Annotated in this window: 25 protein-coding genes and 1 pseudogene; 10 read left to right on the top strand and 16 right to left on the bottom strand. The window is 57.5% G+C overall.

Annotated elements, in window-relative coordinates:
* Position 1 precedes the first annotated feature (1 nt).
* Complete coding sequence (locus ACM6IR_RS22545; protein ID WP_414909739.1) at positions 2-649, top strand: dual specificity protein phosphatase family protein; 648 nt, start codon at positions 2-4, stop codon at positions 647-649.
* Positions 650-704: 55 nt separating this feature from the next.
* Here ACM6IR_RS22545 and ACM6IR_RS22540 read toward each other — a convergent pair whose 3' ends face one another.
* The gene (locus ACM6IR_RS22540) at positions 705-992 is read right to left on the bottom strand and encodes a YheV family putative zinc ribbon protein (RefSeq protein WP_414909738.1); all 288 of its coding nucleotides are present in this window, start codon (positions 990-992) and stop codon (positions 705-707) included.
* Positions 989-3067 (bottom strand): oligopeptidase A, encoded by a 2079-nt coding sequence (gene prlC, locus ACM6IR_RS22535; RefSeq protein ID WP_414909737.1) that lies wholly within the window; start codon positions 3065-3067, stop codon positions 989-991. Before prlC ends, ACM6IR_RS22540 begins: the two co-directional genes overlap by 4 nt.
* Before the next feature lie 76 nt (positions 3068-3143).
* On the opposite strand from prlC, the gene ACM6IR_RS22530 reads away from it, so the two are divergent.
* The 3 genes from ACM6IR_RS22530 (at position 3144) to ACM6IR_RS22520 (ending at position 5006) form a co-directional block, all read left to right on the top strand.
* A complete protein-coding gene (locus ACM6IR_RS22530) occupies positions 3144-3689 on the top strand; it encodes a gamma carbonic anhydrase family protein (RefSeq protein WP_414909736.1) in 546 nt (181 codons plus the stop codon).
* A gap of 41 nt (positions 3690-3730) precedes the next feature.
* On the top strand, positions 3731-4381 hold the full coding sequence (locus tag ACM6IR_RS22525; protein ID WP_414909735.1) for an HAD family hydrolase: 651 nt from the start codon (positions 3731-3733) through the stop codon (positions 4379-4381).
* 166 nt (positions 4382-4547) lie between these two features.
* On the top strand, positions 4548-5006 hold the full coding sequence (locus ACM6IR_RS22520; protein ID WP_414909734.1) for an REP-associated tyrosine transposase: 459 nt from the start codon (positions 4548-4550) through the stop codon (positions 5004-5006).
* 114 nt (positions 5007-5120) lie between these two features.
* Here ACM6IR_RS22520 and ACM6IR_RS22515 read toward each other — a convergent pair whose 3' ends face one another.
* Entirely contained in the window at positions 5121-6197 is a 1077-nt protein-coding gene (locus ACM6IR_RS22515; protein ID WP_414909733.1) for an aminopeptidase, read from the bottom strand.
* A gap of 59 nt (positions 6198-6256) precedes the next feature.
* Here ACM6IR_RS22515 and ACM6IR_RS22510 point away from each other — a divergent pair, with 59 nt between their 5' ends.
* Positions 6257-6679, top strand: a complete 423-nt coding sequence (locus ACM6IR_RS22510) for a hypothetical protein (protein WP_414909732.1) — start codon at positions 6257-6259, stop codon at positions 6677-6679.
* A 40-nt stretch (positions 6680-6719) separates the two neighbouring features.
* Positions 6720-7142: a hypothetical protein gene (locus tag ACM6IR_RS22505; RefSeq protein WP_414909731.1), complete on the top strand. Its 423-nt coding sequence runs from the start codon at positions 6720-6722 to the stop codon at positions 7140-7142.
* Between the two features lie 6 nt (positions 7143-7148).
* Here ACM6IR_RS22505 and ACM6IR_RS22500 read toward each other — a convergent pair whose 3' ends face one another.
* Both ACM6IR_RS22500 and ACM6IR_RS22495 read right to left on the bottom strand, forming a co-directional pair.
* Positions 7149-7382, bottom strand: coding sequence for a DUF1161 domain-containing protein (locus ACM6IR_RS22500; protein WP_414909730.1), 234 nt, complete (start codon positions 7380-7382; stop codon positions 7149-7151).
* A 183-nt stretch (positions 7383-7565) separates the two neighbouring features.
* Positions 7566-7997, bottom strand: a complete 432-nt coding sequence (locus tag ACM6IR_RS22495) for an OsmC family protein (RefSeq protein ID WP_414909729.1) — start codon at positions 7995-7997, stop codon at positions 7566-7568.
* Between the two features lie 240 nt (positions 7998-8237).
* Between ACM6IR_RS22495 and ACM6IR_RS22490 the strand changes: the two genes are divergently transcribed.
* The gene (locus ACM6IR_RS22490) at positions 8238-9239 is read left to right on the top strand and encodes an LLM class flavin-dependent oxidoreductase (RefSeq protein ID WP_414909728.1); all 1002 of its coding nucleotides are present in this window, start codon (positions 8238-8240) and stop codon (positions 9237-9239) included.
* Between the two features lie 66 nt (positions 9240-9305).
* Here ACM6IR_RS22490 and ACM6IR_RS22485 read toward each other — a convergent pair whose 3' ends face one another.
* On the bottom strand, positions 9306-9527 hold the full coding sequence (locus ACM6IR_RS22485) for a DUF1161 domain-containing protein (RefSeq protein WP_414909727.1): 222 nt from the start codon (positions 9525-9527) through the stop codon (positions 9306-9308).
* Positions 9528-9650: 123 nt separating this feature from the next.
* Positions 9651-9866, bottom strand: coding sequence for a dodecin (locus ACM6IR_RS22480; protein ID WP_414909726.1), 216 nt, complete (start codon positions 9864-9866; stop codon positions 9651-9653).
* Positions 9867-10020: 154 nt separating this feature from the next.
* Between ACM6IR_RS22480 and ACM6IR_RS22475 the strand changes: the two genes are divergently transcribed.
* A complete protein-coding gene (locus ACM6IR_RS22475; RefSeq protein ID WP_414909725.1) occupies positions 10021-10347 on the top strand; it encodes a DUF883 family protein in 327 nt (108 codons plus the stop codon).
* On the opposite strand, the gene ACM6IR_RS22470 is transcribed toward ACM6IR_RS22475, so the two are convergent.
* Positions 10344-11237: a LysR family transcriptional regulator gene (locus ACM6IR_RS22470; protein WP_414909724.1), complete on the bottom strand. Its 894-nt coding sequence runs from the start codon at positions 11235-11237 to the stop codon at positions 10344-10346. The genes ACM6IR_RS22475 and ACM6IR_RS22470 overlap by 4 nt on opposite strands.
* Positions 11238-11349: 112 nt before the next feature.
* On the opposite strand from ACM6IR_RS22470, the gene trpB reads away from it, so the two are divergent.
* Both trpB and trpA read left to right on the top strand, forming a co-directional pair.
* Positions 11350-12570, top strand: a complete 1221-nt coding sequence (gene trpB / locus ACM6IR_RS22465) for a tryptophan synthase subunit beta (RefSeq protein WP_414909723.1) — start codon at positions 11350-11352, stop codon at positions 12568-12570.
* Complete coding sequence (gene trpA, locus ACM6IR_RS22460) at positions 12570-13382, top strand: tryptophan synthase subunit alpha (RefSeq protein ID WP_201115493.1); 813 nt, start codon at positions 12570-12572, stop codon at positions 13380-13382. Before trpB ends, trpA begins: the two co-directional genes overlap by 1 nt.
* A 191-nt stretch (positions 13383-13573) precedes the next feature.
* Here the strand turns inward: trpA and ACM6IR_RS22455 are convergent, their stop codons facing one another.
* The 8 genes and pseudogenes from ACM6IR_RS22455 to ACM6IR_RS22420 all read right to left on the bottom strand — a co-directional run.
* Positions 13574-15535 carry a DUF4105 domain-containing protein gene (locus ACM6IR_RS22455; RefSeq protein WP_414909722.1) on the bottom strand — a complete coding sequence of 654 codons (1962 nt, stop codon included), beginning with the start codon at positions 15533-15535 and terminating at the stop codon, positions 13574-13576.
* Entirely contained in the window at positions 15532-15852 is a 321-nt protein-coding gene (locus ACM6IR_RS22450; RefSeq protein ID WP_414909721.1) for a DUF2388 domain-containing protein, read from the bottom strand. Before ACM6IR_RS22450 ends, ACM6IR_RS22455 begins: the two co-directional genes overlap by 4 nt.
* Positions 15853-15879: 27 nt before the next feature.
* Positions 15880-16098, bottom strand: a pseudogene (locus tag ACM6IR_RS22445) (DUF2388 domain-containing protein); the annotation flags it as partial.
* Positions 16099-16136: 38 nt separating this feature from the next.
* Positions 16137-16454, bottom strand: coding sequence for a DUF2388 domain-containing protein (locus tag ACM6IR_RS22440; protein ID WP_414909720.1), 318 nt, complete (start codon positions 16452-16454; stop codon positions 16137-16139).
* 145 nt (positions 16455-16599) lie between these two features.
* Positions 16600-16809 (bottom strand): DUF1127 domain-containing protein, encoded by a 210-nt coding sequence (locus tag ACM6IR_RS22435; RefSeq protein ID WP_414909719.1) that lies wholly within the window; start codon positions 16807-16809, stop codon positions 16600-16602.
* Positions 16810-17068: 259 nt separating this feature from the next.
* Positions 17069-17284, bottom strand: coding sequence for a DUF1127 domain-containing protein (locus ACM6IR_RS22430; protein WP_414909718.1), 216 nt, complete (start codon positions 17282-17284; stop codon positions 17069-17071).
* A gap of 319 nt (positions 17285-17603) precedes the next feature.
* Positions 17604-19097 (bottom strand): acetyl-CoA hydrolase/transferase family protein, encoded by a 1494-nt coding sequence (locus ACM6IR_RS22425; RefSeq protein ID WP_414909717.1) that lies wholly within the window; start codon positions 19095-19097, stop codon positions 17604-17606.
* Between the two features lie 182 nt (positions 19098-19279).
* A partial coding sequence (locus ACM6IR_RS22420; RefSeq protein WP_414909357.1) for a hypothetical protein occupies positions 19280-19355 on the bottom strand: 76 nt, incomplete at its 5' end.

Genomic DNA, 19355 nt, shown 5'->3' with positions numbered 1-19355 from the left:
CATGTCCCTACCTCGCTTCATCCCTGCGTTCTGTCTATCGCTGGCCGCACTTTTCAACGTGACGCTGGCCATGGCCGACGACGCTGCATCGTCGCGACCTGCGGAATGGGCGCAATCGGTGGAGGCAAAATATAACCTCTATCAAATGTCCCCAACCCTCTACCGCAGCGCATTGCCGGACAGCGGAGCGTTGCCGCTGCTGGAAAAACTCAAGGTGGGGACCGTCATCAACTTCCTGCCTGAATCGGATAAGAGCTGGTTGTCCACGCCTGGCATCGACCAGGTCCAACTGCCTTACCGCACCAACCATGTAGATGACGCTGATGTGCTCAAGGCCCTTCGCGCTATTCAGACAGCCGAAGCCAAAGGTCCGGTGCTGATGCATTGCAAGCACGGTTCCGACCGCACCGGCCTGATGGCGGCCATGTATCGGGTGGTGGTGCAGGGCTGGAGTAAGGAAGACGCCCTGAACGAAATGACTCAGGGTGGTTTTGGCGATAGCACCCACTTCAAGGACGGCGTTCGCTACATGATGCAGGCGGATGTCGACAAACTGCGCACAGCGCTGGCCAATGGTGATTGCAGTACGAGCCCGTTCGCCATGTGCTCGATGAAGAGCTGGTTCAAATCGGCCAACGTCGAGAAGTAGGAAAAGGCAGGGGTGACACCTTCCACGCCATTGCGACGTGGAAGGTGCTGATGACTCAATGTTGCTCGTCAGGCTTTTTCTTCAGCTTCGGGTTCGGGAAGAATTGCACTGCCTGAACCTTGATGTCCGGCACTTTCAGCGCCGAGGTATTAACCCTCGTGCCCAATTCCTTGGGCACTGACAGACCTTGTTCATTGAGCGTGTCTGAATAACCGCAGGCCACGCACTCACGGTGCGGGACCTCGTCTTCGTTCCACATCATCAACTTGTCCGGCTCGCTGCAGGCCGGGCAAACTGCCCCGGCGATAAAGCGTCGTTTGGTAATCACAGGTCCCTCACTCATGCTGCTGCGTCCTCACTCAGGCCGCTGTGGCGCAAGAGTGCGTCAATTGATGGCGCACGGCCACGGAAGTCGACGAACAACACCATCGGTTCCTGAGAACCCCCGCGAGCCAGGATCGCTTCGCGGAAGGCGCGGCCGGTTTCGGCATTGAGCACGCCGTCTTCTTCGAACTTCGAGAAGGCGTCGGCGGACAGTACTTCAGCCCATTTGTAACTGTAATAACCCGCCGCGTAACCACCGGCGAAGATGTGAGCGAAGCTGTTCGGGAAGCGGTTGTAGGCGGGTGGACGCATGACCGACACCTCGTCGCGCACGCCTTCGAGCACTTGCAGCACGCTGCGGCCGTCGCCGTGGGTGGCGTGCAGTTCGAAGTCGAACAGCGAGAATTCCAGTTGTCGGACCATCATCAGGCCGGACTGAAAGTTTTTCGCCGCGAGCATTTTGCCCAGCAGGTCTTGCGGCAGTGGTTCGCCGGTTTCGTAGTGACCGGAAATCAGCGCCAGGCCTTCCGGCTCCCAGCACCAGTTTTCCATGAACTGGCTTGGCAGCTCGACCGCATCCCAAGCCACGCCGTTGATGCCGGATACGCCGGCATGTTCGACGCGGGTCAACAAGTGATGCAGGCCATGACCGAATTCGTGGAACAGCGTGGTGACTTCATCGTGGGTCAGCAGCGCAGGTTTGCCGCTGTCGGCCGGAGTGAAGTTGCACACCAGATTGGCCACCGGGTTCTGCAGTACGCCTGCAGCCGTACGACGACGGTCGCGTGCGCCATCCATCCAGGCACCGCCGCGCTTGTTGGCGCGGGCGTAGAGGTCGAAGAAGAAGCGGCCGACGTGCTGGCCGCTTTCCTTGATTTCGAACAGGCGAACATCCGGATGCCAGGTGTCGAAGCCTTTCTGCTCGGCGATCTCGATGCCGTATAGACGCTGGACGATGGCGAACAGCCCGCTCAGCACTTTGTCGATCGGGAAGTAAGCACGCAGTGCTTCTTGAGCAACGCTGTAACGTTGTTCGCGAAGTTTTTCGCCGTAGAAACCGCTGTCCCAGCTTTGCAGGTCCGGGCAGCCCTGTTCGGCGGCGTAGGCTTTGAGCTGTTCCAGGTCCTGCGCGGCAAACGGCTTGCTGCGCTTGGCCAGATCGCGCAGGAAACTCAGCACCTGGTCGCTGGATTCAGCCATTTTGGTGGCCAGACTCAGCTCCGAGAAGCTGCCGAAACCGAGCAACTTCGCCAGTTCCTGACGCAGGTCGAGGATTTCCTCCATCACCGGGCCGTTATCGTTCTGGCCGGCATTCGGGCCTTGGTCCGACGCACGGGTGCAATAGGCCGCGTAGACTTCTTCGCGCAAGGCGCGATCGTGGGCGTAGGTCATCACCGCGTAGTAGCTCGGGAATTCCAGGGTGATCAGGAAGCCATCCAGACCTTTGGCTTGAGCCGCGGCGGCCATTTGCGCCTTGGCCGAATCGGTCAGGCCGACGAGGGCGGATTCGTCGGTAACGTGTTTGGTCCAGGCTTGCGTCGCGTCGAGCAGCTGGTTGTTGAAGCGGCTGCCCAGCTCGGACAGTTTGCTCTGCACCTCGGCGTAACGTTTTTGCTCAGCCGCAGGCAGGTCGATACCCGACAAACGGAAGTCACGCAGCGAGTGCTCAAGGATAGTTTTTTGCGCCACCTCAAAACCGGCGGCCTCCGGACTATTGACCAAGGCTTCGAACGCCTCGAACAGCTCGCGGTTCTGGCCCAGTTCGGTGGAGTAGGCGCTTAACGCGGGCAGGCAGGACTCATAGGCTTCGCGCAGTTCGGCGCTGTTGCAGACGGCATTCAGGTGGCTGACCGGGCTCCAGGCTGCGCCCAGGCGATCGTTAAGCTCGTCCATCGCCAGCACCAGGCCGGCCCAGGTCGGTTGTTTGCCCTGGGTTTCGAGGATCTCGATAATGGCGGCGCGGTTGTCAGCCAGGATCTGTTCAATGGCCGGTTGCACATGTTCGGCACGGATCGCGGAGAACGGCGGCAGGTCGTAGGACTGCAAAAGAGGGTTGTTCACGCTCACGGTTGGCACCTTGGCTGGAAGAAACATGCATGAAGAAACATCGCCCCATCATAATTACAATCGACGTCAACCGCAGCTATCAGCAACAGAGAGAGAGCCTATCGTGACCCTTCGCAAGTATCAGAACCATACGCCGCTGCTGGGCACAGGCGCGTTTGTCGACCGTTCGGCGGTGGTGATCGGCGATGTCGAAATCGGCGATGACAGCTCGGTTTGGCCGTTGACGGTGATCCGCGGCGACATGCACCGCATCCGCATCGGTGCGCGTACCAGCGTTCAGGATGGTTGTGTGCTGCACATCACTCACGCCGGGCCGTTCAATCCAGATGGCTTTGCGTTGCTGATCGGCGATGACGTGACCATCGCGCATAAAGTCATGCTTCACGGCTGCAGTGTGGGCAGCCGGGTGCTGATTGGCATGGGTAGCATCGTTATGGACGGTGCGGTGGTGGAAGACGATGTGATCATCGGCGCCGGCAGCCTGGTGCCGCCGGGCAAGCGTCTGGAAAGCGGTTTCCTGTATGTGGGCAGCCCGGTGAAACAGATCCGCCCGCTGACCGACAAGGAAAAAGCCTTTTTCACCTACAGCGCGGCGAACTACGTGAAGCTCAAGAATTCGCATCTGGACCAAGGCTACGACCAGATCTGACCCTTTTTTCTGAAGCCCCTCGCTATTGCCCAGGAATTTTCATGCATTACCAAACCGTTTTATTCGACCTCGATGGCACGCTGACCGACCCGCGCGAAGGCATCACCCGTTCGATCCAGTTTGCTCTGAGCAAACTGGGCATCGATGAGCCTGACCTGACCAAACTGGAACATTTCATCGGCCCGCCGTTATTGCAGGCATTCATGCAGTTTTACGATTTCGACGAGCCCAAGGCGTGGGAAGCGGTGAATTTCTATCGCGAGCGCTTCAAGGTCACCGGTCTGTACGAGAATCATGTGTTCGATGGCGTCACGCCGTTGCTGGAAACCTTGGCCGGGCAAGGGCGGCAGCTGTACATCGCGACGTCCAAGCCGTGGGTTTTCGCCCGGGAAATCGCCAGGCACTTCGACTTCGCCAAACATTTCAAAGTCATATACGGCAGTGAACTGGATGGCACGCGAACCCATAAAGTCGAGCTGATCGCCCACCTGCTGAAAGAGGAAGGCCTGGACCCGGCCAACACCTTGATGATCGGCGACCGTAAACACGACCTGATTGGCGCGCGCAGTAATGGGCTGGATGCAGCGGCGGTGGGTTATGGTTTTGGTAGTCGAGAAGAGTTGAGCGCCGAAGCGCCGGCATATCACTTTGAAACGCTGGAAGAGATGCACCGGGCGTTTTTGCAGCGCTGATCTAATTCATTCGCGATCAGCCTCGCTCCTACAGGAGAACTTCTGTAGGAGCGAGGCTTGCCCGCGAAAGCGTCCGAAAGGACACATCTTGAGTAAAAGTCATCACTCCAATCGCTCCTTGTCGTCCTAACCTGAAGATTAAGGTCACGATCAAGGAAGATCTTCATTGTCAGCGCTAAAACACGCTTATCGATTGCGCACCGGGCGATATTCGGAGTCCGGACAGATCTACCTGCTAACGGCCGTGGTTTTGAATCGAGAATCGTTATTTCACGACTTCATGCGTGGGCGTTTTGTGGTCGATGCCTTTAGAACGGCTGAGCGAGAAGGGTTTGCTGCGTCGTTAGCCTGGGTCGTGATGCCCGATCATTTTCATTGGTTGATTGAACTGCAGAACACGCAGCTACCAAAGTTGATGGCTCGCACCAAATCACGCATTGCGGTGGCACTCAATCGTTCGATCGGCCGTCAAGGTCCAGTTTGGCAGCATGGTTATCACGATCGCGCCATTCGTAAAGAAGAGGATCTGCAGGCAGTTGCTCGATACGTTGTCGCCAATCCGTTGCGTGCGGGTTTGGTTGAGAAGGTAGGGGATTATCCGCTGTGGGATGCGATCTGGTTGTGACATCAAAGACGCCTTCGCGGGCAAGCCTCGCTCCTACAGGTGATATGTCGCTTTCATGACCATCCTGTAGGAGCGAGGCTTGCCCGCGAAAAGGCCCTCTCAGTCACGGGAGTTTCATGCTCCTGCCAAAGCCTTCAATGCCGCCTTCCGTTCAACCACCGGCAATGCGCCAAGCTTTTCTGCCCCCGCATAGAACTTCACCCAATCCCCATCTACCTGCCTGAACAACGCGGCAAACGCCGGCACCCATTGGTCGTACAACCCAAACGGCAATAATCGTGCGTTGTTCATCGGTGCGTTGATCCAGGCGTCGTAACGTTTGTCCCCGGCCCATTGGCTGTCACGCATCCTCCGATATTCCCCGCGCAATCGTTCGAACTCAGCCGCTTTGCGCTGGCGCATTTGATCTGCAGGCAGCGCAAGGGCGTATAGCGCTGTAAGCCTGGTGCGGGTGTCGAGAATCAACTGGGTGAACTGATCCCGTTGCTGCACCTGTGCCTCGTTGGCCGGTGACAGGCCACGGAATGCGCGCCATTGCCGAGTGCCTTCCTGTTCCACAAACGTGGCGTAAGACTCGTTGAACTCTGTGTCGTCCTTCACATACAGGCGCTGGTGCGCCAGTTCGTGGAAGATCAACGTCGCCAATCGCTCATCTCCCCATCCGATCATTGAACTGATGATCGGATCGTTGAACCAGCCGAGCGTCGAATAAGCCTCGACGCCGCCAATCGATACGTCCATACCGTTCAATCGTTGAATGGCGGCCTCACCCCGGGCCGCGCTTTGGCTGTAGTAACCGCGATAGGCCACGCAACCTGCGATGGGGAAGCAATGGTTTTGCGGTGTCAGGGAAAATTCCGGGGTGGCGAAGACGTTCCAGACTACGAACGGTCGGCCAATGTCGGCGTACAAACGGTAGCTCTGGTTATCCGGCAAGTGCAGCTGTTGGCTGGCGAATGCCCGGGCCTTTTGCGACTGGGCCAGGTGCGCGCGTAGCTTTTCATCGCGAGAGGGGTCGGCAATGACGGTGGAAACCGGCTCCCGTGCCCGCAGCAATTGCAGCTGACCACTGGCCAATTGGCTGTAATAGCTGACGTTGGCGCAACCGTTGAGCAATAAAAACAACACGCCCGGAAACAAAACGCGGAAAACGCGATCAAGTAACCCAAGGCTTGGAAGCGGCCTGATCAAAATGAATCTTCCCTGGAAAGTCTGCCCGCAAGACTATCCCGTCTGACTGGAGCTCCGCTATGCGCATGTTGATGCTGACAGGAAGCCTGCTGACGTTGGCAGGCTGTGCTGTTTTCGGATTACCCCGCCCTGATCCGGCTCAAGCGTGGATCGACCTCGATTCAAAGCAGGAACACACAGCCCTGCAAGCATTGAAAGTCGACAACATCGCCACCACCGACAAACGTTTTTTTGAAGTCCCGCCCGGCAGCCATGAGCTGACGGTCCGCTATCAATTCCCCGTCCAGGCAACCAATATCGGCCCCGGCGCCGAACCACTTTGGCGTGATTGCCATTTGAATGTGAAATTCAACGATTTCAACGCCGGTGAGCGGTATCAGCTGGAAGCGGGGAATATCGGCTTTCGGCCGTGGGCAAAGCTCTATGATCGGCAGCGAAAAGTGATTGGCCATGGCACACCGGCAGGCTGCCAACGCACCTGATCGGCGTTATGCTGAATGTCCAGACCTTGGGACATTCATCATGCGCAGGTTGATGCTGTTGCTCGCTGCAAGTGTTGTGGCCGGCTGCCAGAGCCCGTTACCGGCGGTTAATCCGCAGATGGCCTGGGTAGACTTCTCGACGCCGTTCCCCAACGACAGATTGCTGATGGCCGAACGACTCGACAAGCAGCGCTTGAGTGACGGGCGTTTTTTCCAGGTGACGCCCGGCAGCCATGAGCTGATCGTTCGATTCGACTTTGACGTGCCCGGTGGGGGGGGCTTAGGTGTGATGGACGGTCCCACGGAGCGGCTATGCTACCTGACCATCCACTACGATCATTTCGAAGCCGGCCAGCGTTATTTGCTGGTTGGCCAGTCCATAGCGTTTACGCCCGGCGCCCGGCTGTACAACGCCAAGCGGGAGATCGTCGCTGAAGATCGGGAGGCCTATTGCCTCATGTGAGGCACATCAGCGGTTGTTCTTTTGGTAGATGATTTTCTTGGTGCCGTTTTCGCACGAGCCAACGACCATGTTCTGATCGTGCACTTCGTCATTGGTGACAATTTCCAGGGTGTAGGACGAAACTTTTTTGGCCTGGATCTTGGTTTCGATTTCGGCCTTGAGTTCTTCACAGGATTTAGGTGCTGCCAGGGCCGATGTGGCCAGCGCGCAACAGATAATCGCCAAGGCAAAACGTTTCATGGTTGAAGCTCCTTTGAGGCAGCGCGCGTCGGAATGCGTTTTTGCTGCTGTCATTTATTCGACCACAGTATCGCCAGCCGGGTTTTGATTCAGTGCAAAAAGATCGCAGCCGTCGGCAACGCCTACTGGTTCACCCACCCATGTAGTTGCCGAAGGCTGCGATCTTTTAGTTTCAACGCGAATTTAGCTGACGAGTGTCGCCTCCAGACTGATCTTTGCATTCAGCACTTTGGAAACCGGACAGCCCTCTTTCGCCTTATTGCTCAGCGCCTCGAATTGCGCCTGGGTCGCCCCCGGGATTTTCGCTTTGAGGATCAATTTCACGGCTGTGATCGAAAACCCACCGTCAACCTGGTCCAGGGTGACTTCCGCCTGGGTGTCGATGCTGTCTGCCTTAAGCCCGGCATCGCCGAGAATCATCGAAAAAGCCATGGAGAAGCAGCCCGCATGGGCCGCGCCGATCAGCTCTTCCGGATTGGTGCCCTTGCCTCCCTCGAATCGAGCCTTGAAGCCGTAGGGCGCTTCTCTGAGTACACCCGTTTCTGTGGAAATCGAGCCGATGCCGGTTTTCAGGTCACCTTCCCAATGAGCCGATGCTTTCTTGGTAATAGCCATGCCTGCCTCCTCAAGATCCGGCGCGAGCGCCGCGCCTTTGTGGTTTTCGGTTGCTCAAGGTTCTGAGGATAGACGCTGGTGCAAAGTTCACCTCATCTGATCGGTCCGCTGAATCTGCAGGAATTTTGTCTCTGCTATTGAAACTCGGGTATATGCCCTCATTGCATGAACACGCTTATAGATTCGGCAGGTTTTCGTTCGCAAGAAAAAACCTGCGCCCTCAATTGGAGAAGCAGGTTTATGAAACGACTGTCCGACATCAAGTTTTCGACCCTCGATCTGGTACCTGTGCGCGAGAATGGCAACGCAGCCCAGTCGCTGCATAACTCTCTGGACCTGGCGCAGCAGGTCGAAAAATTTGGCTACAACCGCTTCTGGGTCGCCGAACATCACAACATGGACGGCATCGCCAGTTCCGCGACCTCGGTGCTGCTTGGCTACCTGGCCGGAGGCACTTCGACCATTCGGGTTGGCTCGGGAGGGGTGATGTTGCCTAACCATGCGCCGTTGGTCATCGCGGAGCAGTTCGGTACTCTCGAAAGTCTTTATCCGGGCCGGATCGACCTGGGCCTCGGGCGTGCCCCTGGCTCCGATCAAATGACCGCACGCGCCCTGCGCCGCGAACGCTCCGGTAGCGCCGATGATTTCCCGGAAGATGTGGCCGAACTGATGCGCTACCTCGGCCCGCGCACACCGGACCAGCGCATCATTGCAATGCCGGGCACCGGCACCAATGTCCCGGTCTGGCTGCTGGGCTCCAGTCTGTTCAGTGCACAGCTGGCCGGTGAACGCGGTTTGCCCTACGCCTTCGCTTCACATTTCGCACCACGCTTTATGCATGAGGCGATACGCGTCTATCGCAATCACTTCAAGCCATCAGCGGTTTTAGATAAGCCTTATGTCATGCTCGGCGTGCCGTTGGTGGCGGCCGATACCGACGAGCAGGCCGAGTATCTGGCGACTTCGGTCTACCAGCGGATTCTCGCGTTGATGCGCGGCCAAAGTCTGGTGCAACGGCCACCGGTGAAAACCATGGACGGCCTGTGGCTGCCTCATGAGAAAGAAGCGGTGGGTGATTTCTTGGGGCTGGCGATGGTCGGCAGCCCACAGAAAATCCGCGCCAAACTGGAGGTGCTGATCGAGCAGACCCAGGCCGATGAGCTTATTTTCACTTGCGACCTGTATGAACATGCCGATCGAGTGCACTCCTATGAACTGCTGGCGCAGGTCATGAAGGGCTGAGGCTCAAGCGCGCCCATATAAAGCCGACGCATTAAGGTCGGCTTTTTCATTCACATCAGCATCAGCCTACTTCTTGTAAACGATGACCTTGGCGCCGTTTTCACATTTACCGACGATTTTCCCGCCCTCTGCCGCGCCCTTGTCGACTATTTCCAGTGAGTAACCGGAAATGCCCTTGGCATCCAGCTTCGCGGCAATTTCTGCTTTCAATTCTTCGCACGGCTTGCCGGCAGCAAAGGCTGTACTCGCAAGACTCAACAAACCTACCGCCAAAATAAACTTCGTCATCGGTCGTATTCCCTGGTCGGATTAAATGGGAAACATCCAGCCGTCAGCCGGGTGCGCTCATGTAGCGCTTTGCCATTCCTATGGCACTCGGCCAGCGCGCAAGTTCAGAAGATTAGCCCAAACTCAGCTGCTGGCAATCCGGAACCCGACTTTGAGGGTCACCTGGAAATGGGCGGCCTTGCCGTCCCTGATGTGACCGCGGGTTTCGGTCACTTCAAACCACTCCATGTGTTTGATGCTTTTGTTGGCTTCGGCCAGCGCATTGTTGATGGCGTCTTCAATGCTGGAGGTGGACGAGCCGACCAGCTCGACTTTTTTGTAGGTGTGATGGTCAGTCATGGTGTTCTCCTAGGGTGTGAAATACAGCCTAGCAGTGATTTTTCGTATTACTTCTGTCGGCGAATCCCACAGCGGAGTTCAGATTTACTGCACTTTCTCGAACCCGTGAAGTCCCAACCAACACACGCAACTCAATCAATGCAGGAGAGCCATCATGGCCAATACCTCTTTACGTAAAGCCTCATTGCAAAGCATGGAAGCCGAGATCGAGAGTCTGCTGAAATCGTTGGAAAACTTGAAAGACGATGCCTCGGACGAGTCGCGTAAAACCCTGAAAGCCTTGAAAACCAACGCGGAGAACGCGCTGAAGCATTCGCGTCACCTGCTCAGTGATGCGTACGAAGAAGTCAAAGTCAAAACACGAGAAACCGGGATTGCCACTCGGGACTACGCCCAGGATCACCCTTGGACTACAGCCGGTGTGGCTGTCGGTGCACTGGGCCTGCTGGCGGCCTACTTGCTGTGTAAACGCGGCGACTAATATGCCTGGCGCAACTCGTTCTTGAGCCACTGCGCCAATTGCCGAGCGCGGCCGTCTGCGGCGCGCTTGGGTAACCATAACGCCAGTTGCGCCGGGGTTTCACTGAAACCCCATGGTGCAACCAGGCGACCCGCTTTCAAGTCCTCGGCCACCAGCGGCTCTGGCGCAATGGCCACACCCAGCCCTGCCACGGCGGCTTCCAGCAAGTAATACAAATGTTCAAAACCCTGACCGTACTTCAACGCCTTGGCGTCGAGGCCGCTTTGCTGTGCCCAGCTGGGCCATGCTTGCGGTCGCGAGGTGGTGTGCAGAAGGGGCTCGGTCAACAACGCGTTTGTCGGTGCGTTCATCAACCGTGCGTAACCGGCGAATCGAGGGCTCATGACCGGGCCGATTCGCTCGCTTGCAAGCTCGTAGACTTGCATGTCCGAGGGCCATGGCGGCTCGGCAAACACCAGTAACGCGTCCAGACCGGGTTTGCGCGGGTCGAGATCGCCTTCACCCGCCGACAGGTGCAGGCGCAAATCCGGCAGATCTGCATTCAAACGCCCCAATCGGGGGATAAACCAACGGGCCAGCAGGCTTCCTGAGCAGCCAAGTACGAACGGCGCATCGGCGGTGCTTTGAGTCAGTTCGGCGCAGACGGTACGCAAACGCTCAAAAGCTTCACCGCTGACATCACGCAAACGAACGCCGGCATCTGTGAGTTTAAGGCCACGCCCGTCCTTGGTGAACAGGCTCACACCCAGGTGTTCTTCCAGCACCTTCAATTGCCGGCTGACCGCGCCATGGGTGACGTGCAACTGCTCGGCAGCCTGACTGACGCTGTTCAGGCGGGCAGTGGCTTCGAAGGCCCGGAGGGCGTTCAGCGGAGGAAGGTCGTGGCTCATGGTATCTGTGAGTTTTCCTGACAGGTTGTGGCGATCTTATCGGTTTTCAGGTCAAGGCGTCAGGGGTAGAGTGGACCCCATTGTCATCTCACGCATTCAACTGGAGCGACCCATGACCCAGACAAATCTGCGCACCGGCCCCGACACCAACGGCATGTTTGGTTCGTTCGGCGGCCGCTACGTCGCCGAAACACTGATGCCGTTGGTTCTCGACCTGGCCCGTGAATACGAATTGGCCAAGGAAGATCCTGCATTCAAAGAAGAACTGGCCTATTTCCAGCGCGACTACGTCGGTCGTCCAAGCCCTCTCTACTATGCCGAACGACTGACCGAATTCTGCGGCGGCGCGAAGATTTACCTTAAACGCGAAGAGCTGAACCACACCGGCGCGCACAAGATCAACAACTGCATCGGCCAGATCCTGTTGGCGCGGCGCATGGGCAAGAAACGCATCATCGCCGAAACCGGCGCTGGCATGCACGGCGTGGCAACCGCCACCGTGGCCGCGCGGTTTGGCCTCGACTGCGTGATCTACATGGGCACCACGGACATCGAACGCCAGCAAGCCAACGTGTTCCGCATGAAGCTGCTGGGCGCTGAAGTGATTCCGGTGGTCGCAGGCACGGGTACTCTGAAAGACGCAATGAACGAAGCTTTGCGTGACTGGGTGACCAACGTCGACAGCACGTTCTATCTGATCGGCACTGTAGCGGGCCCGCACCCTTATCCCGCCATGGTTCGCGACTTCCAGGCCGTTATTGGCAAGGAAACCCGTACCCAGCTGCAAGCCCAGGAAGGCCGTCTGCCAGACAGTCTCGTGGCGTGCATCGGTGGCGGTTCCAATGCCATGGGCCTGTTTCACCCGTTTCTCGATGACAAAAGTGTCGAGATTATCGGCGTTGAAGCCGCCGGTTACGGCATCGAGACCGGCAAGCATGCGGCCAGCCTGAATGGCGGCGTCCCGGGCGTGCTGCACGGCAACCGCACCTTCCTGTTGCAGGACGAAGACGGCCAGATCATCGACGCCCACTCGATCTCCGCTGGCCTCGATTATCCAGGTATCGGCCCGGAACATGCCTGGTTGCATGACATCGGCCGCGTTCAGTACACCTCGGTGACTGACGACGAAGCCCTCGACGCGTTCCACAAATGCTGCCGCCTGGAAGGGATTATTCCTGCGCTGGAAAGCGCCCATGCCTTGGCCGAGGTGTTCAAGCGCGCCCCGACCCTGCCGAAAGATCACTTGATGGTGGTCAACTTGTCCGGCCGTGGCGACAAAGACATGCAAACCGTGATGCACCACATGGAACAATCCCAGCAGGAGAAACACTGATGAGCCGCCTGCAAACGCGTTTTACCGAACTCAAGGAACAGAATCGCGCCGCCCTGGTGACCTTCGTGACCGCGGGTGATCCGAGCTACGACACCTCCCTGGCGATCCTCAAAGGCTTGCCCGGTGCTGGCGCCGATGTGATTGAGCTGGGTATGCCCTTCACCGATCCGATGGCCGATGGCCCGGCGATCCAGTTGGCCAACATCCGCGCCCTTGGGGCCAAGCAGAACCTGGCGAAAACCCTGCAGATGGTTCGCGAATTCCGTGAAGGCAACACCGAGACGCCGCTGGTGTTGATGGGGTACTTCAACCCGATCCATATGTACGGTGTGCCACGCTTCATTGCCGACGCCAAAGAGGCCGGTGTTGATGGCCTGATCGTGGTCGACATGCCGCCTGAACATAACGGCGAACTGTGCGACCCGGCTCAGGCTGCGGGTATCGATTTCATTCGTCTTACCACGCCGACCACCGACGACGTGCGCCTGCCAACCGTGTTGAACGGTAGCTCCGGTTTTGTGTACTACGTGTCGGTAGCCGGTGTGACCGGTGCGGGCGCGGCGACGCTGGAGCACGTCGAAGAAGCGGTCGCCCGCCTGCGTCGCCATACCGATTTGCCGATCAGCATCGGTTTCGGCATTCGCACACCCGAGCAAGCAGCGTCGATTGCACGTCTGGCCGACGGCGTAGTGGTGGGTTCGGCACTGATCGATCACATCGCCAATGCCTCGACACCGGACCAGGCAATCGATGGCGTGCTGAGTCTTTGCTCGGCGCTGGCTGAGGGTGTGCGTCAGGCGCGAGTCAGCTGAAGGTAAAGTTCTTGATACAGAGGAATTAGCGCCGCGCGGGGGGCGACATTGTGCTGATCGCCGTAGGAACCGGGATTGTCTATGAAATTCTGGAAGGGGTTTTGTAACTGTCTCAGGCCTGTCAGGCGGATGTGGCGAGGGGCTTTCTCCCTCGCCATAGAGGATTTTGGTTTTGTCGCAAGCTCCAGGCTTTATGGCAATTCCAGTCCGCCCGCTGCTTTATGCAGTTTTCGCAAATGCTCGCCAACCTGCTTCAGGTTAGCTTCATTGGCGGCCATCTCGGCTGCACGGCTCGGTTCGAGTAAAGCTCTGACTTCCTTGTCCAGATCGCCGGTCAGCGCCTGAAGCTGTTTCTGGCGCAGGCTGCTTTCCGATTCCAGATGCTGCCACTCACTTGGCTGCGGCAAGCCATAACCACCGGTGCCGAGCAACTCTGCCGGACGGCTGAGGAAGCCACTGTTGGCGAGAATCCGCTGCAAGGTCGCGTTGGCCTTGTCCATGCCGCCGCTCTTCAATTCCCGAGCACCCAGATAGCGTTGTTTGACTTCGTCCTGAGCCAGCAGCAGCTGTTGTCGGAAGGCTGCCTGCTCCAGTAGCAGCAATGCTGCACTGGTGCGCAAGTCAGCCTGGTCGAACCACTTGCGCCGTTCTTCAGCTTTCAATGCCAACCAGTCTTCGACAGTTTCCTGTTTGATCGGCAAATGCTTCTTCAGCACTTCGAACATGGCTTGATAGCGATCGCGGAAGGAATCGAAGCGATAGCCCAGACGCAGCGCCTCACGAGGATCGTCCAGCACGCTGGTATCCACCAGCCCGCGTCCCTTGAGCACTTCCAGCAAGCCATTGGGCATGATGCTGTCCAGACCGACCAGTTGCGCATTGTTGGTGCCGCTGCGCAATAGCTTCAGGCCTTCTACCGCACAGTTGTTGGACAGGAAGAAATAATTGCCGTCGTAACTCCAATGCATCTCGGCGGCATGTTCCACGACGTCTTCGATCTCGCTGCGCGACAGGTTCAGCGGTACCGAGGCCAAGCTGCGCAGTTCGGTCTTGGTGTACTCGTCGATCACTTGAGACAGGGGCAATACAAACAGGCGCGAGGGGTATTTACCCACCAGCCCGTCCCAGCTCGACAGTTGTACGTCTCCGACAAAGGCGCGGTAGGACAACACCAGGTGCTGATCCAGATCCAGTCGGCAATCAGGCCCACGTGGTCGGCCAGGGGCACAGATCACCAGTCGCAACATGCTGTGACCCCAACGGCTGAACAAGTTCTGATTGGCTTCAGCCAGCAAATAGTCGACAGCGTAAACGCGCTCCGGATCGATCTGGCCCAAAGGTTGTTTGGCGAAGTCGTTGCCAGCATTGAGGAACGCGAAGGATTTGCTGCAGGTATCTTTGGCGGCGGGCGCCCAGCCGAAATGGTCTTTGTAGTAGCGGTACAGCGCAGGACGACGACAGGCGTAGCTCGGGTCGAGGAGGAAATACTCCATGTTGACCGCAACGAACTCCTTGGGATTGGTCGTTTCGTAGATGTCAGGGCTACGGGCGACCTGACGGTTGTGCTGTTCGCGCTCGCCACGACGGCCGACGTATTGCTGCCAGCCTGCGAGATCAAGCAGGCGCGGGTCGTCGCTCAGCGTGAAGCGTCGATCGGTCTCGCCGCGACATTGATCGGGAATGCCGACCAGCCCTGAGCTGCTGCTGCGCCGGGTACAGCGCTGAATCAGCTTGCGCTCCGCGTCTGGCCACAGGCGCGAGCGATCATAAATGTGGGTGAGTTCATGCAACACCGTGGCGAGCATTTCCCGGCGGACGGTGCCATGGGGGCGATTAGTCTTTTTGGTGGCGGCGCTGCCATCGGTGAGGCTGGCGAGCAAGTTGCGGTTCAGGTCGAGTTCGGAGACCAACGAGGCTTGGCCATAGGCGTTGCTCGGCATGTCATCGGTCCAGCCGACGTCGATGCGGCGGTCAAGTTGCTCGATGAACCGTGGCGGAAGAGCTTGCATGGCTTCATCGAGCAATGCCTGACTGGCCTTCTGCTGCGCGGGACTCAGGCCGTCGGTCTTGAGCTGTAATTGCAGGCTGGCGTGGGCCGTGTTGCCAAGGAGCAACATGAACGCGGCCAGCAGCCAGGCGCCTGGAGTCCTCACAGTGCGAGGATGGCTTCGGCAAGCACCTGATCACTGGCATCACGAGCTTCCGGCACGCGGGTGCGCAAGGTGTTGAGGGCTGCTTCCAGGTGCGCACCACGAATATTGCCGTCGCTGGCGACGAAACTGGCTGCATCGTCGTGGGCTTCACGGACGATCTTCGAGTCACGGATAGAGGTGGTGGTGTCGGAAGTGAAGTCGAGCGTGCGCTGGGTGGCACGAATGATCATGTTACTGGTGGCTTCCAGGGTGCGCGCCTGGGCCCCGCCGGCCAGCAATAGCAGGCCCAGGGTGGCAGCGATCAGTGGGTTACGCATGGAACGACTCCGGAGGAACGAGGATAACTATTGGACGAGTATTGCCTGCGCCAGTTCAAGGTCGCTTGCATGAAGTTTTGGCGGGGTTCGACGCAGAAAAATAAGTGCGGATTCCAGTACATTCTTTTCAATTGGCCGTCGCTGGCGATGAACGCTGCGGCGTCATCCTGAGCGGCGAGCAGCAGTTTATGGTGTCACCCTGTTTGTGGCGTAGCCGGTGGCCACAATGCCTTGCGTCGAAACATTGGGACACTACAGGCGTGCCCCATGTCAGCCAACGTTGCTTAGATAGTCAGAATGGCTTGTGCGAGTTGTGCATCCGTCGCCTTCAACTGCGGGGCCTGGTGACGAATGTAGTCAAGGGCGCTTTCCAGTTTGGCGCCACGGATGGCGCCTTCGGTGGCGACAAAACTGGCCGCGTCATCTCGGGCAGCGAGGACAATTTTGTTGTTATGAAAGGACGACGTGACATCGGAAGTTGCATTTGAGCTGGACTTCAGGGCGTCAACGACCGTGTCGGTGGTCACGATAAAGCTGGTGGCGTGGGAATTGGCAGCCACGGCAAGCAGGGCTGCAGTGCTGAGCAGACGAAGTCGGGACATGGTGTAACTCCTTTTGATAAACCAAGTAAGAGGTGACGAGGTATCTGATGGATCAGACGCTTAGCGTGAGGTGTTCGCCACGTTCTGGTTTTATTTTAGGCTTGCGCGTAAGCGTTCGAACAGTCCCGTCTGTGCCAACAGGGCGCTATCGCCAAAAGGGTTTGTCCAGTTCACTGATACGGTCGGCATGGCTAATGCCCAGATCTGAAAGCTGCTGGTCATTGAGCTGGCCCAGCAATCGTCGGGTTCTCGCCCTTTCCAGGCTGTCGGCGAGCGCTCCTGGCAATCGGCGAAGCCAGCGCAAACGAGGCTTCGATTGAGGCGTGGAAACGGAAACTTCCAATAAGTGTTTCATGGGCGCAGTCCTTTTGCTGGCAAGTGGGAATTCATATTGATCCCGGCCGGACTTACGCAACAGATACACTGCAGTAAAATTGTACTGGTTCAGTCTTATTAAATATAAAACTGTACCTGTCTATTGTTAACGCATTTGTGTGGGCGTCTTTGATGCCCGCAAAACGACAAAACCCGTCGTGGTTTCCCACGACGGGTTTTGTTTTTTCAATTCGGGTTGCTGGCGGTGGACCCTGCAGGTCAGAGCCAGCGACGCTAACTTAGCGCCAGAACGGCTTGCTCAGCTCTTCGTAGCGTTGTGCTTCGCTAATCCCGGCGTCAGCCAGCAGACGCGAATCCAAGCGAGCCAGTTGATGGCGGCTGGAGAGGCGGCGCTGCCACAACATCAGGTTGGCGAGAACGCGAAGAGGCATGGAAGCCTGGGTTTTTGCAGCGGTATCTTCGAAGAACATTTCGGAACTGAGTGTACGTTCCATGATTGACATCCTTCCGCTTATGGCGGGATTAGGTAGTGGCTTAACTGGAGCCCATGATCCTCTCGTTTGGCCAGTCTCTCTAGATACAGTTCAGCTGTATTGTAAGGGACCAGTTAACTGTTAATAGGGGGTGTACTGGTCGAAATTGAGGCAACTGTACCTATCTGCACTGTAGTGGTGCGTTATTGGTGGTTTCACTCAAAAAAGTAGGAGATTACGGTAGGAAATGACCGGTACAGCAGTACAGTTTTAAACAAAAAATACCGTCGTAATAGCAAGCTGACGAAACTGTGTTTGCGTCAGCTGCTATCTGTATCAATTACACGGCGAGCATGCGCCCGGTTTCTTCCAGGTTTATGTGCCAGCTCAGGGCGTCACGGAGGATGTGTGGCGTGTGTCCGCCGTTGACGCAAGCGGCTGTGAAGTAATCGTCCAGAGCCTGGCGGTAGTCCGGATGCACACAGTTATCGATGATGACACGAGCCCGTTCCCGCGGCGCAAGTCCACGTAAGTCTGCCAGACCTACCTCGGTGACGAGGATGTCGACGTCATGTTCCGTGTGGTCGACGTGGCTGACCATCGGTACCACGCTGGAAATCGCGCCACCTTTGGCGATTGATTTGGTGACGAAGATCGCCAGATGCGCGTTGCGCGCAAAGTCGCCCGAACCGCCGATACCGTTCATCATTCGCGTCCCGCAGACGTGCGTGGAGTTAACGTTGCCGTAAATGTCGAACTCAAGCGCCGTGTTGATGCCGATGATGCCGAGCCGGCGCACCACTTCCGGGTGGTTGGAAATTTCTTGCGGACGCAGGACCAGTTTGTCCTTGTAGCGTTCCAGATTACCGAAGACGTCGGTGTTGCGACGGGCCGACAAGGTGATCGAACTGCCGGACGCGAAGCTCAGCTTGCCCGCGTCGATCAAGTCAAAGGTAGAGTCCTGGAGCACCTCGGAGTACATCGTCAGGTCTTCGAACGGCGAGTCGATCAGGCCGCACATCACCGAGTTGGCGATGGTGCCGATACCGGCTTGCAACGGGCCGAGCTTGTTGGTCATGCGCCCAGCCGCTACTTCCTGCTTGAAGAAGTCGATCAGGTGGTCGGCAATGGCCTGGGTATCGACGTCCGGCGGCAGCACAGTGGATGGCGAGTCGGGCTGATTGGTGATCACAATCGCAACGATCTTTTCCGCGGGGATCGGGATGGCGGTGCTGCCGATACGGTCATCGACCTTGACCAGCGGGATAGGCGTGCGGGTCGGACGGTAAGTCGGGATATAGATGTCGTGCAGACCTTCGAGATTCGGGTTGTGCGCCAAATTGATCTCGACGATCACATGTTTGGCAAAAATCGCGAAGCTGGCCGAGTTGCCAACCGACGTGGTCGGCACAATATGGCCTTGCTCGGTGATCGCTACGGCTTCAATCACCGCAATGTCCGGCAGTTTGAGTTGCTGGTTGCGCAGTTGCTCGACGGTTTCCGAGAGATGCTGGTCGATGAACATCACCTCGCCGGCGTTGATCGCCTTGCGCAAGGTGCTATCCACCTGGAACGGCATGCGTCGCGACAGTACGCCGGCTTCAGTGAGCTGTTTATCGAGGTCGTTGCCCAGGCTCGCGCCGGTCATCAAAGTGATTTTCAGCGGGGTGATTTTGGCGCGCTCGGCCAATGCATGGGGCACGGCTTTGGCTTCGCCAGCGCGAGTGAAACCACTCATGCCGACGGTCATGCCGTCCTCAATCAGAGCGGCAGCGTCAGCGGCGCTCATTACCTTATCCAACAACGAAGGCAAGCGAATACGATCACGGTACATGGATTGTTATCTCGGGCAACGGAAGCAAGGTACGCAGTTTAGTGATTTCAAAAAAAATCCTCCCGCTACCATGGTCGAATGCCAGCCCCTGATTTAGAGCCTTTTGTCGGGTTTTTTGCGGGCAATAAAAAACCTCAGCCCGCTAAAGGCTGAGGTTTTGGGTCTTGCTGTTTGCGCGGGTTTTACTCGACGGCTTTAACCATGTCTTCGATGACCTTCTTCGCGTCGCCGAAGACCATCATGGTTTTATCCAGGTAA

It is taken from the genome of Pseudomonas sp. IT-P253, from assembly GCF_949768125.1.
Lineage (GTDB): Bacteria > Pseudomonadota > Gammaproteobacteria > Pseudomonadales > Pseudomonadaceae > Aquipseudomonas.
Note: the sequence above shows the minus strand (reverse complement) of the source record. Positions and strands in the feature narration are given on the sequence as shown.

Excerpts from the sequence above, each read along its gene's own strand:
- ACM6IR_RS22545 (WP_414909739.1), top strand. The coding sequence starts at position 2 with ATGTCCCTACCTCGCTTCATCCCTGCGTTCTGTCTATCGCTGGCCGCA.
- ACM6IR_RS22495 (WP_414909729.1), bottom strand. The coding sequence starts at position 7,997 with ATGGCTATTACCAAGAAAGCATCGGCTCATTGGGAAGGTGACCTGAAA.
- prlC (WP_414909737.1), bottom strand. The coding sequence starts at position 3,067 with ATGTTTCTTCCAGCCAAGGTGCCAACCGTGAGCGTGAACAACCCTCTT.
- trpB (WP_414909723.1), top strand. The coding sequence starts at position 11,350 with ATGACCCAGACAAATCTGCGCACCGGCCCCGACACCAACGGCATGTTT.
- ACM6IR_RS22510 (WP_414909732.1), top strand. The coding sequence starts at position 6,257 with ATGCGCATGTTGATGCTGACAGGAAGCCTGCTGACGTTGGCAGGCTGT.
- ACM6IR_RS22525 (WP_414909735.1), top strand. The coding sequence starts at position 3,731 with ATGCATTACCAAACCGTTTTATTCGACCTCGATGGCACGCTGACCGAC.
- ACM6IR_RS22425 (WP_414909717.1), bottom strand. The coding sequence starts at position 19,097 with ATGTACCGTGATCGTATTCGCTTGCCTTCGTTGTTGGATAAGGTAATG.
- ACM6IR_RS22485 (WP_414909727.1), bottom strand. The coding sequence starts at position 9,527 with ATGACGAAGTTTATTTTGGCGGTAGGTTTGTTGAGTCTTGCGAGTACA.
- ACM6IR_RS22430 (WP_414909718.1), bottom strand. The coding sequence starts at position 17,284 with ATGGAACGTACACTCAGTTCCGAAATGTTCTTCGAAGATACCGCTGCA.
- ACM6IR_RS22505 (WP_414909731.1), top strand. The coding sequence starts at position 6,720 with ATGCGCAGGTTGATGCTGTTGCTCGCTGCAAGTGTTGTGGCCGGCTGC.
- ACM6IR_RS22540 (WP_414909738.1), bottom strand. The coding sequence starts at position 992 with ATGAGTGAGGGACCTGTGATTACCAAACGACGCTTTATCGCCGGGGCA.
- ACM6IR_RS22470 (WP_414909724.1), bottom strand. The coding sequence starts at position 11,237 with ATGAGCCACGACCTTCCTCCGCTGAACGCCCTCCGGGCCTTCGAAGCC.
- ACM6IR_RS22490 (WP_414909728.1), top strand. The coding sequence starts at position 8,238 with ATGAAACGACTGTCCGACATCAAGTTTTCGACCCTCGATCTGGTACCT.
- ACM6IR_RS22475 (WP_414909725.1), top strand. The coding sequence starts at position 10,021 with ATGGCCAATACCTCTTTACGTAAAGCCTCATTGCAAAGCATGGAAGCC.
- ACM6IR_RS22480 (WP_414909726.1), bottom strand. The coding sequence starts at position 9,866 with ATGACTGACCATCACACCTACAAAAAAGTCGAGCTGGTCGGCTCGTCC.
- trpA (WP_201115493.1), top strand. The coding sequence starts at position 12,570 with ATGAGCCGCCTGCAAACGCGTTTTACCGAACTCAAGGAACAGAATCGC.
- ACM6IR_RS22500 (WP_414909730.1), bottom strand. The coding sequence starts at position 7,382 with ATGAAACGTTTTGCCTTGGCGATTATCTGTTGCGCGCTGGCCACATCG.
- ACM6IR_RS22450 (WP_414909721.1), bottom strand. The coding sequence starts at position 15,852 with ATGCGTAACCCACTGATCGCTGCCACCCTGGGCCTGCTATTGCTGGCC.
- ACM6IR_RS22440 (WP_414909720.1), bottom strand. The coding sequence starts at position 16,454 with ATGTCCCGACTTCGTCTGCTCAGCACTGCAGCCCTGCTTGCCGTGGCT.
- ACM6IR_RS22435 (WP_414909719.1), bottom strand. The coding sequence starts at position 16,809 with ATGAAACACTTATTGGAAGTTTCCGTTTCCACGCCTCAATCGAAGCCT.